Consider the following 16,784-nt stretch of genomic DNA (forward strand, 5'->3'; position numbering starts at 1 on the left):
CGTCAGCGTCGCGTAGTGACAACGGAAACGGACAGAATGCTATCGCTTCACCGCTGAGCAGTAATGCTCAGCAGTGTTCAGCGTAAATGTATCAGGTACTTGCTGTTGCGCGACTGTGGCAGCAGTCGCAGAAAACGCTTTCCATGTGGTCGATGGGGCTTAACCAGTCCAGCGAAGGCACGGCCAAGGTGACCAGCCTCATCAATCTCCATTTGCTCACCGGCCAGATAGGGTTTGCAGGGGCAGGGCCCTTTTCGCTAACAGGTCAGCCCAATGCTATGGGCGGTCGAGAAGCGGGCGGCTTGGCACATCTATTGCCCGGCTACCGCAAGGTTACGAATCCAGAGGATCGGGCAGCAGTGGAGCAGCACTGGCAGCTTGGCCCAATTAACCCTGAACCTGGCCTTGATGCGCTGGGGATGATCCGTGCCCTCGAAGCCGATGCCCTCGATATTTTGTGGATTGCCGCCACCAATCCCCTGGTGAGCCTGCCTGATCTACGTCGGGTAGAAGCAGCTCTGGCGCGGTCGCCCTTTACGATTGTCCAAGACGCCTACTTCCCCACCGAAAGCACTGCCTATGCCCATCTGGTACTCCCTGCTGCCCAGTGGGGCGAAAAGACAGGCACCATGACCAATTCGGAGCGCCGCGTTACCCTCTGTCCAGCTTGGCGTAACCCTCCTGGTGAAGCGCGGGCTGATTGGGAAATTTGGGCGGAAGTAGGCCGCCGCCTGGGCTTTGCCAAGGCATTTGACTTTGCCGATAGCGCTGAGGTCTTTGCCGAATATGTGGGTCTAACTGCCGGGCGTCTCTGCGATCAGTCTGGCCTCAGCCATGAGCTCCTGCGCCAGGGGCCTCAGCAATGGCCATATCCGCGCACAGGTTCAGTGGAGACCCGCAACCTCTATACCGATCACCGTTTCCCAACGCCCACAGGTCGTGCCCGCTTTATCCCCAGCCATTCCCGCGGCCTTGCCGAGCCGCCCGACCCTGAATATCCCTACATCCTCACCACAGGACGTCTCTATGGCCATTGGCACACCCAAACCCGCACTGGACATGTCGCCAAAATCCGAGCAATGCACCCCCAACCCTTTCTCGAAATCCATCCCCGCGATGCCAGCAAGGTAGGGCTAACTGAGGGTGACTGGGTGAGGATTGAATCACGGCGCGGCAAGGCTACCCTGCCGGTTAAAATTACCTGCGCCATCAGCCCTGGCACAGTGTTCATGCCCATGCACTGGGGGGCATTGTGGGGCAATGATACAAGCTGTAACGCTCTCACCCACCCGGTTGCCTGCCCCAGCTCAAAGCAACCTGAACTCAAAGCCTGTGCCGTCAAGCTTAGTCGCATCGAGCGGCCACCAAAATGATCTTTAAGTTTGAGCAAGACTTTGCCGACAGCCTTCGCTGCATTCCCATGATCGTGCGCTTAAAGCTCGATCAGTGCGGCATCAAGCTCAAGTTACATCAGTGGCTGCGTTTTAGTTACCAGCAGCGCCAAAGTTTGGTTGACCTGCCAACGGATACTGCTGACAACCGAGCTGCCTACCGCGCCTACCTAATTCACCTTATCGAAAGTGTCTGCCAAGAGCAGGCCGCTGAGGTAACTGTTGATCCAAACCCTGCCTGGGAAGACGCTACCACCATCCCTGACTGCGTTCTTGAGCAGGCGGCAGCCAAGGGGGTCGTGCTGACTCTTGAGCTATGGCAAAAGCTGACCCCGTTGCAGCGCTTTGCCCTCATTAAGCTCAGTCGCCCTGGCCACGAAAACCGCAATTTCCTACCCGCCTTTCAGGAATTTTCCGCACCCCACACCTATGGTCACTGTCCAGGAAGCTGAAGCCATTATTAAAGACCACTGGCTGCCAGCCAAAACCGAGTCGATCCCGATTGCAAGCTGTGTGGGCCGGGTTTTGGCAGAGCCGATCTACGCCGATCGGGACTACCCGCCAATTAACCGGGTCCTGATGGACGGTATCGCCATCAACTATGCCGCTTATGCTGCTGGGCAGCGAAGCTTTGCTGTTGCAGGCATAGCCCCTGCGGGGACAAGCCCTGCCACCCTGCCCGATCCGCAGCAGTGCTTGGAAGTGATGACTGGCTGTGCCCTGCCGCTGGGTAGTGATCTCGTCATTCCCTACGAGCAAATTCGTATCGAGGGAGGAATTGCCACCATCATCCAGGAAGTCGAACGCAACAGGGGTGATTTTGTTCATCCCCAAGGTAGCGATTGTTCTGCAGGAGCGCTGGTTCTCCGCCCCGGCATTACCCTCAAGAGCATCCACGTCGGGATCTTGGCCTCCTTTGGCTACAGCCGCATCCAAGTTGAGAGGACTCCTCGCATCAAAGTTGTGGCAACTGGCAGCGAATTGATTCCCATTGAGCAAACCCCTGCACCCTACCAACTGCGGCGCTCCAACGCTGAGGCCCTCCGAGCGGCTCTTCTTGCCTACGGGTATACCGAGGTTGAGACCGATCACCTTCCGGACGATCCTGCTGCCATTGCCACCCACTACCAAGCCAATACCCCAAACTACGACCTCTTGATTTACTCTGGGGGTGTTTCAAGGGGAAAGTGTGACTACTTGCCGGCCATCTGGCAAAGCTGTGGTGTTACTGCCTACATCCACGGCGTGGCGCAAAAGCCAGGCAAGCCAATGTGGTTTGGCATCGACCATCAGGCCAATACTATAGTTTGGGGCCTCCCAGGCAACCCCATCTCAGCTCTTGTATGTTTGCATCGTTATCTCCTCAACCGTAACACTGACTCTGGGCACCTAAGTGAAGTCATTACCTTCAAACCCAATCTCACTCTTTTTGTGCCCGTTAAGATGAGCGCCAACCGAGTCTTTACACCGATTATGCCTAACAACTCCGGAGACTTCATCGCTCTAACAGACAGCGATGGCTTTGTAGAGTTACCCCCGGCTCAAACTATCCTCAGCCCCGAGCAAAGCATCCAATTCTATCCGTGGTACTAAGATGCAGCTAGTGGATCAATGGAATCGTCGCATTCGCAAGCTAAGGGTTTCTCTAACCGATCAATGCAACCTTCGCTGCCGCTACTGCATGCCTTTGCATCCAGAATTTCTGGACAAAAGTAGCTACTTAACTCCGCAGCAATACAAAGAAATTATTGGCGAGTTGCTGGACTATGGCATTGAAGAAGTTCGCATTACAGGTGGTGAGCCTCTGGTTCGGCAAGACTTTGATGAAGTCATTCAGGAACTTGCCAAGCTGAAGATCCCGTCCCTCAGCCTAACAACCAATGGCCTGCTGCTCCACCGCTACTGGGACGTTCTCAAGGCTGCCAACGTTCTCAACCTTAATGTTAGCCTCGATAGCCTACAGCCCTCCACCCAAGCTGCAATTGCCCGTCGCGACTGCCTGGCGGATATTCTCCGTAATATCCAGGAGGGTATTGCCCGGGGATTTAGCCTCAAAGTCAATACGGTTGTAATGCGGGGGATCAACGATTGCGAGCTATTTGATTTCGTTGAGTTTGCCCGCAAGACAGGCGTGACAGTTCGCTTTCTGGAGCTGATGCGGGTCGGCTATGCCAACTCTCTCTATGAAGAACACTACGTTTCAGCACAAGAGTGCATTGCCCGTCTGCAAGAACGCTATACTCTAACCCCCCTTCCAGCGGCACCTGATTCGACAGCGTTTTACTTTACAATCGACGAGAATGTTAAAGTTGGATTTATTGCCTCTGAGTCTCAGCCCTTCTGCAGCAGCTGTTCCCGGTGGCGCTTGACAGCTGATGGTCGTCTCTTTGCCTGCCTATTTAGTGAGGAGGGTCTCTCGGTTCGAGACAAAACACCAGGCCAACGTCAGCAAATTTACCAGCAGCTTTTGGGGATGAAACCACTGCGCCGGGTTGAGCAGGTCTCACACCCAATGTACGGCTTAGGGGGCTAGCTCTATGGACAAAGCTGATCGTACATGGGCCCATCTTAATGCTCAAGGCCATCCGCATATGGTAGATATTAGCCACAAATCGGTGTCTTTGCGAACGGCCACAGCACGGGCAAGAGTTCAACTGCCACCTGCTCTCAGATCCTATGTTGTTGGCCAAGATATCCACCTGAAAAAAGGACCGGTATTTCAGACAGCAACCATTGCCGGTACAATGGCTGTTAAAAGAACTGACCAACTGATCCCCTTTTGTCATCAGATCCCTGTTGAAGACTGCACCTTTGATATCACAATTGATGATCACTTGCTTGTAACCATCCACTGCACTGTCAAGACCAGCGCTAAGACAGGGGTTGAAATGGAAGCTCTCTGTGGTGCGGCAACAGCAGCGCTGACAATCTATGACATGTGCAAGTCGGTGTCGCCCCATATCTGCATCCAGGAGATCCGCCTAGTAACTAAGTCCGGCGGCAAAAACGCCCTCCTGGAACGTCCCCTCTATGGCTTGGTGCTCACAGGGGGACGTAGCAAGCGCATGGGTCGCGATAAAGCGCTGCTGAACCCTTTTGGCAAACCCCACGCCGCCTATCTCTATGAACTGCTGCAGCCCTACTGCCAGCAGGTTTACTTGTCAGCGCGTGCCGGTCAGTGGTCGGGCACAGCTCTAGAGCTCTTGCCCACACTACCAGATCTAGTAGAAAGCGTTGGCCCGATCAGTGGCCTATTGACTGCCTTGAATACTCATCCTGAAGCTAACTGGTTGGTTGTTGCCTGTGATCTACTGAACCTTCGGTCAGAAACAATCCAAAAGCTGCTGGATCACTACCAAGCCGAAACAATCGCAACTTGCTATGTTAACCCCGAGCGCGGCTTCCCGGAAGCTCTTTGCGCCATCTATACTCCTCAAGCTGCAGCGGTACTAGAAAGGGCTTACGCGGAAGGGGTGTACTGCCCTGTGGAAATCCTCAGCAGGCAGCCCTGCACCCTAGTTACCCCCAACCATGAGGTCGAGCTCATGAACGTCAATACCGCCGAGGAGTATGCCACTTTCCAATCAGTTTGGGGTAGTTGCAGCCATGGTAACTCAATCTGTCCTAAGTAAGACCGTAACAATTCAATATGTAGCAGTGCTGCGGGAACAGGCTCAGCGGAGCAGCGAAGTGCTGCAAACCAGTGCAGCAAACTACCTAGAGCTCTATCAGCAGCTGCAAGCAAAGTATGGATTTTCGCTAGCAGCGGAGGACGTTAAGGTTGCTGTCAATCATGAGTTCTGTGACTTGACTAGGCCGATAGATGAAGGTGCCTTGGTAGTTTTCATTCCACCAGTTTGTGGGGGCTAAATGCTGCGTTTTCTAATTGTGGATAGCACCATCCAGCCAGCTGAACTCAGTCGTTTGCTCGTCAATAACACAGCGGGTGCCTTAGTAACCTTCGAGGGCTGGGTACGCAACCACAGCCAGGGCAAACCTGTTCTCAGCTTGGAGTACGAAGTCTACGAGATCCTTGCCCAGAAGGAGGGCGAGAAGATCCTCCGAGAAGCCCACGCCAAGTTTGGCCTCTGCGGTGCTGTTGCCTGTCACCGCCAGGGTCATCTTGCAATTGGTGATATTGCGGTTTGGGTTGGTGCTACAGCTGAACATCGCGGCGCCGCTTTTGCTGGAGCACGTTACATCATTGATGCAATCAAGGAGCGCTTGCCCATTTGGAAAAAAGAGTACTACTGGGGTGAGCCGCCGCGTTGGGTTTTGTGTCAGAAAGCAAAGCCTTTGTTCCAGCAATTCCATAAGAACGCTATTGCTCGGCAGCCTTGCGGCGATACCCCCTAGCCTCTCTGCTAGTATCAGTGAGGTACCTGACCTGGGGCTGTAGCTCAGCCTGGATAGAGCAAGCGCCTCCTAAGCGCTAGGTCGGCGGTTCAAATCCGCCCAGTCCCGCTAAAACCAGTGATAGGATAAAGTCTACTGTCGGTTCTGACGGGGATCAGCCGTCAGAGGCAACGGGGAAAGTGCAGTGAGAATCTGCCGCTGTCCCGCAGCTGTGAGCCGGTTTTGGACTTGGGATCCCTAGTTCGTTGTTGCAAGAGGCCTTGAGACGCAAGCCAGCCCCTCCAAAACTGAGCAAGTCAGAATGCCCGCCGGCGGTTTTTCCACAGTTCACCATATCTGCGAGGTACAGATATGCTCCCCATTTTGACGTTAGCCCGTTCCCGTCTCGAAGTTTTTTCATCGGCCTGCTTACGGATTTTCGACGCTCTCGGATCGTAGGCACTCAGTCAAAAGCGCGGACAAGAGAGCTGAGCAGTTAGCTCAGGGGCAGCTAGGAGGACGGTTGCTCGCTTTGGTTGCACAAAAGAGTCCTCTGGGCATCCCCCTGTGCAGAGTGGGCAAGCCGCCAGGGTGAAGGAACGCCTTGACAGCTCCGGCAGGTTTCCTGGCCTAGGGAAAACCTTCTGCCGGGATGCCACCGATAGGCATGTCGGCGGCCATCTCTTGCTGCCTAGGTTGGATGACAACTGGCGGCAACCTCAATTACCGAATTCGATTCAGGACAAGGTACCTTATGGCCATTGAAACTCAAACCCTAGGCTATGCCCGCATGGGCAAGCGCCGCGAGCTGAAGAAAGCCCTGGAGGCCTTTTGGGGCGGCACCCTGGAGGCGGAAGCCTTGTTGGCGACGCTGCAGGATCTGGAGAGTCAGGCCTGGCGAACCCAGCGACAGGCCAACCTCGACCACATTGCCGTAGGAGATCAAACCCTCTACGACCACGTTTTGGACTGGGCCACCTGGCTGGGGCTGATTCCCTCCCGGTTTCAGAGCTTATCAGGCCTGGAGCGCTACTTTGCCATGGCGCGGGGGCAGGAGGGGCTGCCGGCCTTGGAAATGACCAAGTGGTTTGACACCAACTACCACTACCTGGTGCCGGAAATTGAGGCCGACGCGATCCCTCAGGCCCATTTCGACGACTTCCTGGCCACGGTGCGACGGGCGCAAGGGATCCTAGGAAACCGCACCAGCCCCGTCCTCCTCAGTCCGGTTACCCTTCTTGCTCTAAGCCAGCGCTCTGGCGAGTTGCGGGGGGATCTGGAGAAGCTGCTTCCTCTCTACAGAGAACTCTTGCAGGAGCTGCAGCGCCTGGGGATCCGGGAAGTGCAAGTCCATGAGCCCATCTTGGTGACCAGCGAAGGCAAAAGTCTTCAGGAAGCGGTGGAGCAGACCTACCGCTGGCTTGCAAGCGTGGGGATCCCTCTCCACCTGGTTACCTACTTTGACGACTTGGGGGAGACTTACCCCTGGGCGGTGGAGCTTCCGGTAGCTGGCCTCAGCCTCGACTTCACCCGCGGCCACAACCTGGAACTGGTCAGAGCCCACGGCTTCCCCGCCGACAAGATCCTGGGGGCGGGGGTAGTGGACGGGCGCAACGTCTGGCAGATCCAGCCCAAAGCCGTTCTGGCCACTCTGCAAGAGCTGCAAGCCCTAGCCCCCAACCTGCGGGTGCAGCCTTCTTGCTCGCTCCAATTTGTGCCCCACGACGCTGCTCTGGAAACCCACCTGCCAGAGCCTTTGCGCAATGTTCTCAGCTTTGCCGAGCAGAAGCTGGCCGAGGTGGTTCTGCTGGCCCGCACCCTCAACGGCGAAGACACCGCCGCCCAGCAGCAGGAGCTGGAGCAGCAGTGGCAGGCCTTCCAGGACTTCAATCCCCCCAACTCTACAGTGCGCCAGGCCTTGGCCAACCTGACGGCGCAGGACTTCCAGCGCTCCCTTCCCTACGAGCAGCGTATAGGCCGGCAGGTCAAGCTGCCACCGCTGCCGACCACCACCATCGGCTCTTTTCCCCAAACCCCCGAAGTCCGGCAGTGGCGGGTCAAGTACAAAAAGGGCGAGATCTCCCAGGCCGAATACGAAGCTGCCATCGACGCCGAAATTGCCAAGTGCATCCGCATCCAAGAAGAAATTGGCCTGGATGTGCTGGTGCATGGTGAGTTCGAGCGCACCGACATGGTGGAATACTTCGCCCAACAACTGCAGGGCTTTGCCTTTACCGAGCACGGCTGGGTGCAGAGCTATGGCAGCCGCTGCGTGCGTCCCCCCATTCTCTACGGCGACGTGTCTCGCCCTCGCCCCATGACGGTGCGGGAGTTCAAGGTGGCCCAATCTCTGACTCAAAAGCCGGTCAAGGGGATGCTGACAGGGCCGGTAACCATGCTCAACTGGTCCTTCCCCCGCGTTGACGTTTCCCGTCGCGAGCAGGCCCTGCAAATTGCCCTGGCCCTGCGGGCAGAGGTAGCCGACTTGGAAGCTGCCGGAGCCGCGATGGTGCAGGTGGACGAGCCAGCGCTGCGAGAGGGGCTGCCCTTGAAAAAAGAGCGCTGGCCAGAATACTTAAGTTGGGCGGTGGAGGCCTTCCGCCTGACTACCGCTGGCGCCAAGCCCGAAACCCAGATCCACACCCACATGTGCTACTCGGAGTTCGGGGACATCATCGAGCACATCGAGCGTCTGGATGCCGACGTCCTCTCCATCGAAAACAGCCGCAGCAGCAACAAAACCTTGCTGCAGATTGCCCAAGCCGGCTATCGCCACCAGGTAGGCAACGGCGTTTACGACGTTCACAGCCCGGCGGTGCCCGACACCGAGCAGATTCTCCGGCAACTGCGCCTGGGAGTGGCCCACTTGCCGCTAGAGCAAACCTGGGTCAACCCCGACTGCGGCCTAAAAACCCGCCGCTGGGAGGAAGTGATCCCTGCCCTGAAAAACATGGTGGCAGCCACTCAGCGTCTAAGGGAGGAGCTCCAGGCCACCTAGCCCCCGGCAAGGTTGCTCAGGCCAGCGTCTCCTCCGCGGGCAACCGTGCGGCTACGACACTCCTAGGCCGCCTTGCGGCTGGCAAATAGGGCAAGATGAGAGTGGGGCTTTGCTCCGCTGGATCAACGGAGGCCAGAAGGGATCCCCGCTGTGTCTGTTGCCACCGCAGCAACAATCATCAATTGCCATCTCTAGCCATCTCAAGGTAGTTCTAATGAATCCAACACTCTGGGTTTTTTGGGGCCTAGTCCTGCTCCTAGCTATAGGATTGGGAGCCTACCTGTTGACCGCCCGCAAGTACCGCTCTCCTGAATCGGTAGCCCGCGCCTACGACGAATGGACGCGAGACGGGATCCTGGAGTTCTACTGGGGCGAGCATATTCACCTGGGCCACTACGGATCCCCGCCGCGGCGGAAGAACTTCATCCAGGCCAAGCACGACTTTGTCCACGAGATGGTGCGCTGGGGCGGGCTGGATCGGCTGCCGCCGGGGACGACGGTGTTGGATGTGGGCTGCGGCATTGGCGGTAGTTGTCGCATCTTGGCCCGCGACTATGGCTTTGTGGTGACCGGCATCACCATCAGCCCGCAGCAGGTGCAGCGGGCCCAGGAGCTCACCCCCCCCGATCTGCCCGTCCGGTTTCAGGTGGCCGACGCCCTCAACCTGCCCTTCCCCGACGCCAGCTTTGATGTGGTCTGGTCCATCGAGGCGGGGCCCCACATGCCGGACAAGGCTCGCTACGCCAGCGAGATGCTGCGGGTGCTCAAGCCAGGCGGCATCTTGGTGGTGGCGGACTGGAACCAGCGCGACGACCGTCAAAAGCCCCTCAACTTCTGGGAGCGGCTGGTGATGCGGCAGTTGTTGGATCAGTGGTCGCACCCCGCCTTTTCCAGCATCGAGGGGTTTGCCGAACAGTTGCAAGCCACGGGCCTGGTGGAAGGACAGGTGCAAACTGCCGACTGGACGCAAGAAACTCTTCCTTCTTGGCTGGATTCCATCTGGCAGGGGGTTGTCCGTCCCGAAGGGTTGCTGAAGTTTGGCTTGGTGGGCTTGATCAAGTCGCTGCGGGAGGTGCCCACTTTCTTGCTCATGCGCCTGGCCTTCGGCACTGGCCTCTGCCGCTTTGGCATGTTCCGAGCGGTGCGGGCCGCCACGCCGGCAAACTCCGCCCGCCCAGAAGTAGTTGCCCACAGCACTCAGCACTAGAAATGACAACCCTTGCTCCCACTCCGACTACCTTGGCAGCCGTTTACGACGTGATCATCGTCGGCGGCGGCATTGCGGGCTTGACCCTAGCTTGTGCCCTGCAGGGATCCGGCCTGCGCTTGGCCCTCATTGAGGCCCAGTCGGCTGAGGCAGTCAGGCAGCGCCCCTTGGCCTATGCCCTTTCGCCGTTGTCGATCCGCATCTTTCGGGCCATCGGGGTGTGGGAGGCGCTGGCTCCCCACATCACACCCTTTGCCCAGGTGATTCTGACCGACGCCGACGCTCCCCAGCGGGTGACGTTTAGGCCGGAGGATGTGGGGGAAACGGCAGTTTTCTACTGCGGCGAACATGCTCGGCTGCAGCAGGTGCTCCAGGAGCGGGTGGCTGCCGATCCCCAGATCACCTGCTACTACGAAGCCAGGGTGGAGAGCGTAACCTACGGGGAGGCTGCGGCTGAGGTAGAGCTGGAAACGACCCAAGGCCGCCGCCGGCTGGCCGCCTCCCTGGTGGTAGCCGCCGATGGCCTGCGCTCCCAAGTGCGCCAGCGGGCAGGGATCCCGAGCGACGGCTGGGACTACTGGCAGTCGTGTATCACCGCCCTGGTGGCCCCTGCCCAAGACCACCAAAACGTCGCCTACGAGCGCTTTTGGCCTGCCGGCCCCTTCGCCATCCTGCCCCTGCCCGGCAACCGCTGCCAGGTGGTCTGGATCCTGCCCCACGAGCAGGCCAAGGCCACGCTGGCCCTTTCCCAGGCCGACTTCTTGGCCGAGATGCAGCGCTACTACGGCGACCAGGGCGGCTACCTTACCTTGCTGAACCCGCCCCAAGTCTTCCCGGCCCGCCTGCGCCAGAGCCGCCGCTACTATCAGCACCGCCTGGCTTTGGTGGGGGACGCCGCTCACCACTGTCATCCCGTAGCTGGCCAAGGGCTGAACCTCGGCATCCGCGATGCCGCTGCCTTGGCCCAAGTGTTGCTGGACGCCTGGAGACGACAGGAGGATTTGGGAGAGGTCCAAGTCCTGCGGCGCTACGGTCGCCGTCGCCGCTGGGAAAACTGGGTGGTGTTGCTCTTTACGGATCTCCTCACCCGCACTTTCTCCAACTCCTACTGGCCCCTGGTGGTCTTGCGGCGCTTGGTTTTGATAGGGATGATACGCTTTCCGCCGCTGCGGCGCTTTTTGCTGCGCCTGATGACCGGGCTGTGGGGCAGCCCTCCCTACAGCCCCAGTTCCTCCTTGGCCTTCTGAGCTGCCCAAAGCACCTCCGCATCGGCGGCCTCTGACCAATCGGGATCGGCGATCTCGGCGTAGAACCTCTGGTCGTAGGAGCGGGTTTGCACCACCACCGGCATGGGCACGGCATGGCCGAGAACCAGGGCCTGCTGTTTGGAATCCAGCTTGGCCAGCACCGTTTTCAAGTTCTGGCTGCCGGCTACACCCGTGAACACAGCCTCGATATCTTGGTCATCGTTGAGAAGGGCCGTGATGCGGGTGCCCAACTGCGACATCACCTCGCGGTCGAGACTGGAAGGGCGCTGATCCACCACCAGCAGCGTCACAAAGTACTTGCGCATCTCGCGGGCGATGGTGCCGAAAATGGTCTGCTTGGCCGCCCGCGGATCCAGAAAGCGGTGCGCTTCCTCGATGGTGATGCACAGTTGCCGGGGCCGGTCGAGGGGATTTTTGGACTGCAAGTACCGCTCCGTCTGCTGCACATAGGCCTGGTGAATGCGGCGGGTGATGACGTTGGCCGCCAACATGTAGGAGAGCAGGTTGGACTGGGATCCGAACTCGATGACCACGTGAATGCCGCGGCTGAGGGCCTCCAGGATCTCGCCGATGTAGTTGTGGGGCAGGCTGTTGCGGATGTACTTGAGGTCGTCGAGACGGGTGAGCTTGCGCTGCAGGGCCAGGATCGAGGCCTTGTTGCCCATTTTTTGCTCGCAAAACTCCTGAATCTCGGCGTTGGAAAGGCTCAAAAGACGGCTGATCCAGTCGCGGCCAAACTCGTTGCGCAGGATAATGGCGTTTTCCAGACTGGCCTCGGAGAGGTTGAGCTCCTCTGCCAACAGCGCCAGATCCTCCACCTCGATCTGGTTGTAGGCAATAAACAGCTCGCGGGCATCCCGCACCCCTCGCCGCCGCGTGGAATCGGGATCCAAGGTATAGATTTGCACCTGGCCGGGGAAGAGCTGCCGCAGCCCCTTGACGGTGGTGGCCTGCCTATCCTCGCTGGCCGCCTCCCAGCCATACTCAGAGTGCATATCAAAAACCAGGTTTACCGCCGCCCGTTTGCGGATGATGCCCGCCAGGATCAGGCGGGCCAAAAAGGATTTGCCGGTACCGGACTTGCCGAAGATGCCGTTGCTGCGCTCCACCCAGCGATCCAGATCCAGACAAATGGGCACCGCCATGTCCAAGGGTTGGCCGATGGCGAAGTTGCGCCGAGTGGGGTCGTCTTCCCAGCCGAAGACGGTGCGAAAGTCCAGCTCCCGCGCCTCGTACACCTGGGAAAAGTGGGCCGGCACCGTTTTCACCGGCAACAGCTCCATCGCCTCGGCAGCAGGAGGGGCTGAGCCGCAGTCGTCTGGCCGCTTGGGATCGATGAGGGGATACAGCCTCTCTGCTTCCGTCTGCCGCGGCACCAGCATCAGCATGGGCGTGAGGGCGATAACCCCGTAGGTGCCGGTACCCGCCAGCACCTCCTGCAGCAGGGTCTCTTCCGGGCGGGGGGGATTGACCAAGATCTGCGGGTTGCTGGTTGCTAAGGTAACGTCGGTGAGCAGGCCGAAGAAGCGGTGGCGCTCCCCCTGGATCACCACAAACTTGCCCACCCGCAGGTCTTCTACCGAGACACCGGGGTTGAGGCGAGCTTCCAAGCCCCGACTCAGGGATCCCTGGATGACGGTGGCTAGCGGTTGGGGAGCGGTCATGGCGGTGAGACTAGTTGCCCGCCTGAGCGCGGGCGCTGCTGCGGGGGGCCCCATCTTGGACGATCCAAGTGCGGACGATCTCCACCTCCTCCGGCGTCCAAAAGCCCAGACGAGAGAGGGGCAGCCCGCGGGCCTGGAGGTAGGCGATCTCCGGGGATCCGCCGCGGGCCTGAGGGCGGTTGGGGTTGTTGGCGTTGAGGATGGTGGCGTGGCGGCGCGTCCAGCGGGGATCGATCAACTCGCTGTTGGGATCCCCTGGCTTGACGTAGGCCAGAACCGCCTCGTAGCTGTCCAGCAACTGGGTGCGCTGTCGCCCTGCCGGCTGGTGGCAGCCGACACAACTGGCCTCCAGCAACGGCTTGATGTCCCGCTCGTAGGTAAACTGCGGCTCGGTGCGAAAGCGCAGTTGCATGGTCTGCTCCAGCGGCAGCCCCTCCTGCGGCGCGATCGTGAGGGTGTAGTCGGTGCTAAAGCGCAAGGGATCCCGAGGTTTAAGCAACAACTCGTCTCCCTGCACGTCGAAAATGACCGCTGCCGGCGGCTCCAACTGAACCGCCAGCCGTTGTAGATTGGGATCCAGCGGCCGATCGAATTGCAGCCGTAGAACCCCGTCCACAAAAACATCCTGCTGCTCGGGGGCTGGCTGAGAGGAGACCCACTGCAGCGGCGCATTCGATTGCGACTCAACCTGCAGATGAGGCTGAACGGCCCAGAACACCACTGCCAACACCACCAGCCCCACCCAAATTCGCCAGCGTCGCCACCGACGGGCCAGGTTCTGTGCAGTTGGAGTGTACATTGCCGCCGCCCTCATGAACTTTAACTTTTGTCAGAATAACGAAGCCCTCTGCGCTTCAGCCATCAATTGATACCTATTGATACAGATGATACAGACAGATAGGGATCCTCAACGAATACGAGGATCCCTTGTCCGCCTAAAAACAGGGTGACGATGGAGGGAAAGAAGCATCTCGCTCTTCCCTAACCATCGAGGGCTTTACCCAAGCTGAAACGCTGTTATCAGCAGAGAGAACCTCGACAAGGCAGGCGACAGGAAATCAGTCGATGCGCTCTAGCTTGATGTTGTGGTGGCCCAACTTGATCTCGAACTGATCCCCCGGCTTGAGGCCCATCTTCTTGGTGTAGGCAGCTCCGATGAGGAGGTTGCCATTCTTGTGAACCGAAACCCGGTAAGTCGGAGCCCGACCGCGGGAACCGTTCTCATCACTAGCATCGAGATCCACACCGACTGCCTTCAGCAAGGCATTGTTGAACTGCATCAGATTCACTCGCTCCTGACCATTCTTGGTATAGGTGACGTAGCCACAGGCGCGAGCTTTTTCCTTGCGATCCGCATTTCCCATCGAAGTTACCTTGTCGAGGAGCTCTTGGCCAGTGAGTGGTTTTGGTTTACCGGTCGTAGTCATATCAAGATGGCTCAAGGACAACAGTTAGTGTAGCCAAAAACAAATAGCGATTGCAATAAGTTGCCTTCAACTCTTTCTTATTAGAGGAGACAAGTTCGGCAAGCGGAATGGGATCTGAAGAGGCGAGTGCGCAAAACAGCAGTAGCGAATTCCCCCTGCGGGACAGAACCTGTAGAGTCGAGGTCGGACTTGCGAAAGAGGGGTTCTCCCCAGGCAAGCCCTAGGCTCGCAAGTGCTCTTCTCGGCGGGATCGGCGGCCTGAGCCCTAGCACTTTGGGCGAGGGATTCCTGTTGTGTTGCTGGCAAAGGCAGGGAAACTGGAAACAGGGCTGTTTGAGTATTCGCTGATATGGATCCCTTTTGGTCGGGGCGGCGTCTGCTGGTTGGGGTGAGCGGGGGAATTGCTGCCTACAAAACTGCGGTTTTGGTGTCTGCTCTGGCCCAGCAGGGGGCAGAGGTGAGGGTGGTTTTGACGCAAGCTGCACAACAGTTTATCTCCCCGCTGACGTTTGCCACTGTGTCCCGTCAGCCGGCTTTTACAGATGCCGAGTTCTGGCAAGCTGCGCGGGGACGGCCGCTGCACATCGAGCTGGGGGAATGGGCCGAGGCTCTCCTGATTGCGCCGCTTTCGGCCAACACCTTGGGCAAGCTGGCCCAGGGGCTGGCGGACAATTTGCTCACCAACGTGGTTTTGGCCTCCCACTGTCCGGTGGCCTTGGCGCCGGCCATGAATACCCACATGTGGAAGGCTGAAGCAGTGGCCGAGAATTGGCAGCGGCTGCAACGGGATCCCCGCTTCTGGGCCTTGCCCACGGCCAGGGGCCGCCTGGCCTGCGATGCGGTGGGGGAAGGGCGCCTGCTGGAGCCAGAGGCGCTGCAGGAGTATGTGCGGGCTCTGCTCTGGACAGGGGGGCAAAAAGACTGGCAAGGGAAGCGGGTGTTGGTGACGGCAGGAGGCACCCGCGAGCCCATCGACGCGGTGCGCTTTATCGGCAACCCGGCCAGTGGGCGGATGGGGGTGGCGCTGGCGGTGGCCGCCGCCTGTCGGGGGGCCGAAGTCACGCTGGTGCATGGGCCGCTGGGGATCCCCTTTGATCCAGCACCCTTCGCCATTCGGGCCATCCCGGTGGAGACAGCAGCCCAACTGGAGCAGGTTTTGCGGGCGGAGTTTCCCCAGGTGGACGTGCTCTGGATGGCAGCGGCAGTGGGGGATGTGCGGCCCACGCAGACCTATGCGGGCAAGCTGGCCAAGGCCGAGCTGCCCCTGCTGCTGCCCTTGGAGCCTGTCCCCGATTTGGTGGCAGCCCTAGCCCGTCACCGACGTCCCGGCCAGCTTCTTATCGGCTTTGCTGCCCAGAGCGGGGATCCTCTCCCCCCGGCCAAGGAGAAGCTGCAGCAGAAAGGGCTGGACGCCATTGTGGCCAACCCCATCGACCAGCCGGAGAGCGGCTTTGGCAGCAGCCACAACCAAGGCTACTGGATCCCGCGGCAGGGCAACCCGGAACTGCTCCCGTTGGCCACCAAATCGACCCTGGCTCACCGGCTGCTGGATCTGGCCCTGCGCCTGGGCTGACTTGGATAGCCGGCCAAAATCAGGTACCTTTGAGGCTAAGCGCAGAGGGATCCGATGGCGATCATTGTCTTGAGAGCCTGGTATTTGGATTCGGTGTTGTCTGCCTCCCAAGTGCAACAGCGAGCCCCTGACTTGCGCCTAAGCCGTACCGGCCTCCTGAAAACGGCGATGCGAGCCGATTTCCTCGACGATGTGGAGCAGGTGAAGGCCTCTGTCTGGTGGCAGCGCTACTTGGAAGGGGAGCTGGTGGAGTTTTACATCGAGGGCAGCGGCGCCTACAGCATCTCCAACCTCGATTTAATCAGCCGCGAGATCTACTTCAATAAGCGGGCTGCCCTAAGCATCACGGAGCCGGCCATCTACTTCTGTGGCCAATCAGATTACCCCGACTCCAGCGCCACGCTGCACCAGGCGTTGCAGACGGTGGTGGAGGCCATTAACCGCCATCATCAGCCGGTTCTTCCGCTACAACTGCAGGGATCCCCAGAGACACCCCTCATCGACGCAGCGCTGATTCGCAAGCTCAAGCAGGCGTTGCTGGTGGTGGCCGATGTCACCCCTGTGCAGGTCAATGGCCGGGGGCGGCCTCTGCCCAGCCCACAGGTCTGTCTGGAGCTGGGCTATGCCCTGCAATCGAAGCGCCCCGAGCAACTGCTGCTGGTGCAACTGCCCCGCCACGGCATCGAGGGATCCTTTCCCTTTGAGGTGGAAGGCAGCAGCTTTTTGAAAATCGGCGATCCGCAGCACCTGGTGGATCAACTGGGAGCCGAGCTCCTCCGCCTGCTGCAGCGCCATCGAGTCATCTCCCTCTAATGGCAGTACCTACTCAAGCCTCCCTGGCAGCAGCTAGACTGCTTTGGAAGGCCGCTGCTGCCGCCGCCACACTTCTGAAACTATCTATCAGCCTCTATTCCCCGGAAC

14 protein-coding genes, 1 tRNA gene, 1 pseudogene and 1 riboswitch are annotated in these 16,784 nt (G+C 59.2%); of the genes and pseudogenes, 13 read left to right on the forward strand and 3 right to left on the reverse strand.

Annotated features, from left to right (window positions below; genetic code table 11):
* Nucleotides 1–107 precede the first annotated feature (107 nt).
* From ACVW0R_RS08400 to ACVW0R_RS08450, 11 genes and pseudogenes are all read left to right on the forward strand, one after another.
* Nucleotides 108–1,373 (forward strand): annotated as a pseudogene (locus ACVW0R_RS08400) (molybdopterin oxidoreductase family protein); the annotation flags it as partial.
* Nucleotides 1,370–1,843 carry a nitrate reductase associated protein gene (locus ACVW0R_RS08405; RefSeq protein WP_011429093.1) on the forward strand — a complete coding sequence of 158 codons (474 nt, stop codon included), beginning with the start codon at nt 1,370–1,372 and terminating at the stop codon, nt 1,841–1,843. The pseudogene ACVW0R_RS08400 and the gene ACVW0R_RS08405, both read left to right, overlap by 4 nt.
* Nucleotides 1,821–2,984, forward strand: a complete 1,164-nt coding sequence (locus ACVW0R_RS08410; protein ID WP_099812594.1) for a molybdopterin molybdotransferase MoeA — start codon at nt 1,821–1,823, stop codon at nt 2,982–2,984. Before ACVW0R_RS08405 ends, ACVW0R_RS08410 begins: the two co-directional genes overlap by 23 nt.
* Nucleotide 2,985: 1 nt before the next feature.
* Nucleotides 2,986–3,924, forward strand: a complete 939-nt coding sequence (gene moaA / locus ACVW0R_RS08415; RefSeq protein ID WP_011429091.1) for a GTP 3',8-cyclase MoaA — start codon at nt 2,986–2,988, stop codon at nt 3,922–3,924.
* A 4-nt stretch (nt 3,925–3,928) separates the two neighbouring features.
* A complete protein-coding gene (gene moaC, locus ACVW0R_RS08420) occupies nt 3,929–5,023 on the forward strand; it encodes a cyclic pyranopterin monophosphate synthase MoaC (protein WP_099812595.1) in 1,095 nt (364 codons plus the stop codon).
* Nucleotides 4,998–5,261, forward strand: a complete 264-nt coding sequence (locus ACVW0R_RS08425; protein WP_011429089.1) for a MoaD/ThiS family protein — start codon at nt 4,998–5,000, stop codon at nt 5,259–5,261. Before moaC ends, ACVW0R_RS08425 begins: the two co-directional genes overlap by 26 nt.
* Nucleotides 5,262–5,747 carry a molybdopterin synthase catalytic subunit gene (locus ACVW0R_RS08430; protein WP_011429088.1) on the forward strand — a complete coding sequence of 162 codons (486 nt, stop codon included), beginning with the start codon at nt 5,262–5,264 and terminating at the stop codon, nt 5,745–5,747.
* Between the two features lie 33 nt (nt 5,748–5,780).
* Nucleotides 5,781–5,855, forward strand: a tRNA-Arg gene (locus ACVW0R_RS08435).
* Between the two features lie 14 nt (nt 5,856–5,869).
* A riboswitch (cobalamin riboswitch) is annotated at nt 5,870–6,074 on the forward strand.
* A 406-nt stretch (nt 6,075–6,480) separates the two neighbouring features.
* Nucleotides 6,481–8,724 (forward strand): 5-methyltetrahydropteroyltriglutamate--homocysteine S-methyltransferase, encoded by a 2,244-nt coding sequence (gene metE, locus ACVW0R_RS08440; protein ID WP_099812596.1) that lies wholly within the window; start codon nt 6,481–6,483, stop codon nt 8,722–8,724.
* A gap of 214 nt (nt 8,725–8,938) precedes the next feature.
* The gene (locus ACVW0R_RS08445) at nt 8,939–9,931 is read left to right on the forward strand and encodes a methyltransferase domain-containing protein (protein ID WP_011429086.1); all 993 of its coding nucleotides are present in this window, start codon (nt 8,939–8,941) and stop codon (nt 9,929–9,931) included.
* Nucleotides 9,932–9,933: 2 nt separating this feature from the next.
* Nucleotides 9,934–11,178, forward strand: coding sequence for an FAD-dependent hydroxylase (locus tag ACVW0R_RS08450; protein WP_099812597.1), 1,245 nt, complete (start codon nt 9,934–9,936; stop codon nt 11,176–11,178).
* On the opposite strand, the gene ACVW0R_RS08455 is transcribed toward ACVW0R_RS08450, so the two are convergent.
* From ACVW0R_RS08455 to ACVW0R_RS08465, 3 genes are all read right to left on the reverse strand, one after another.
* Complete coding sequence (locus ACVW0R_RS08455) at nt 11,148–12,863, reverse strand: helicase HerA domain-containing protein (protein ID WP_041438042.1); 1,716 nt, start codon at nt 12,861–12,863, stop codon at nt 11,148–11,150. The genes ACVW0R_RS08450 and ACVW0R_RS08455 overlap by 31 nt on opposite strands.
* Before the next feature lie 10 nt (nt 12,864–12,873).
* Nucleotides 12,874–13,662: an Ig-like domain-containing protein gene (locus tag ACVW0R_RS08460; protein WP_457391796.1), complete on the reverse strand. Its 789-nt coding sequence runs from the start codon at nt 13,660–13,662 to the stop codon at nt 12,874–12,876.
* A gap of 259 nt (nt 13,663–13,921) precedes the next feature.
* On the reverse strand, nt 13,922–14,290 hold the full coding sequence (locus ACVW0R_RS08465) for an AbrB family transcriptional regulator (RefSeq protein ID WP_011429082.1): 369 nt from the start codon (nt 14,288–14,290) through the stop codon (nt 13,922–13,924).
* 349 nt (nt 14,291–14,639) lie between these two features.
* Here ACVW0R_RS08465 and coaBC point away from each other — a divergent pair, with 349 nt between their 5' ends.
* Together coaBC and ACVW0R_RS08475 are read left to right on the forward strand one after the other, a co-directional pair.
* Complete coding sequence (gene coaBC, locus ACVW0R_RS08470; RefSeq protein ID WP_099812599.1) at nt 14,640–15,863, forward strand: bifunctional phosphopantothenoylcysteine decarboxylase/phosphopantothenate--cysteine ligase CoaBC; 1,224 nt, start codon at nt 14,640–14,642, stop codon at nt 15,861–15,863.
* A gap of 54 nt (nt 15,864–15,917) precedes the next feature.
* Entirely contained in the window at nt 15,918–16,676 is a 759-nt protein-coding gene (locus ACVW0R_RS08475) for a hypothetical protein (RefSeq protein WP_011429080.1), read from the forward strand.
* Nucleotides 16,677–16,784 lie beyond the last annotated feature (108 nt).

This window comes from Thermostichus sp. MS-CIW-15, assembly GCF_054060575.1.

Coding starts and splice junctions, on each gene's coding strand:
- ACVW0R_RS08405 (WP_011429093.1), top strand. CDS start 1,370: ATGATCTTTAAGTTTGAGCAAGACTTTGCCGACAGCCTTCGCTGCATT.
- ACVW0R_RS08410 (WP_099812594.1), top strand. CDS start 1,821: ATGGTCACTGTCCAGGAAGCTGAAGCCATTATTAAAGACCACTGGCTG.
- moaA (WP_011429091.1), top strand. CDS start 2,986: ATGCAGCTAGTGGATCAATGGAATCGTCGCATTCGCAAGCTAAGGGTT.
- moaC (WP_099812595.1), top strand. CDS start 3,929: ATGGACAAAGCTGATCGTACATGGGCCCATCTTAATGCTCAAGGCCAT.
- ACVW0R_RS08425 (WP_011429089.1), top strand. CDS start 4,998: ATGGTAACTCAATCTGTCCTAAGTAAGACCGTAACAATTCAATATGTA.
- ACVW0R_RS08430 (WP_011429088.1), top strand. CDS start 5,262: ATGCTGCGTTTTCTAATTGTGGATAGCACCATCCAGCCAGCTGAACTC.
- metE (WP_099812596.1), top strand. CDS start 6,481: ATGGCCATTGAAACTCAAACCCTAGGCTATGCCCGCATGGGCAAGCGC.
- ACVW0R_RS08445 (WP_011429086.1), top strand. CDS start 8,939: ATGAATCCAACACTCTGGGTTTTTTGGGGCCTAGTCCTGCTCCTAGCT.
- ACVW0R_RS08450 (WP_099812597.1), top strand. CDS start 9,934: ATGACAACCCTTGCTCCCACTCCGACTACCTTGGCAGCCGTTTACGAC.
- ACVW0R_RS08455 (WP_041438042.1), bottom strand. CDS start 12,863: ATGACCGCTCCCCAACCGCTAGCCACCGTCATCCAGGGATCCCTGAGT.
- ACVW0R_RS08460 (WP_457391796.1), bottom strand. CDS start 13,662: ATGTACACTCCAACTGCACAGAACCTGGCCCGTCGGTGGCGACGCTGG.
- ACVW0R_RS08465 (WP_011429082.1), bottom strand. CDS start 14,290: ATGACTACGACCGGTAAACCAAAACCACTCACTGGCCAAGAGCTCCTC.
- coaBC (WP_099812599.1), top strand. CDS start 14,640: ATGGATCCCTTTTGGTCGGGGCGGCGTCTGCTGGTTGGGGTGAGCGGG.
- ACVW0R_RS08475 (WP_011429080.1), top strand. CDS start 15,918: ATGGCGATCATTGTCTTGAGAGCCTGGTATTTGGATTCGGTGTTGTCT.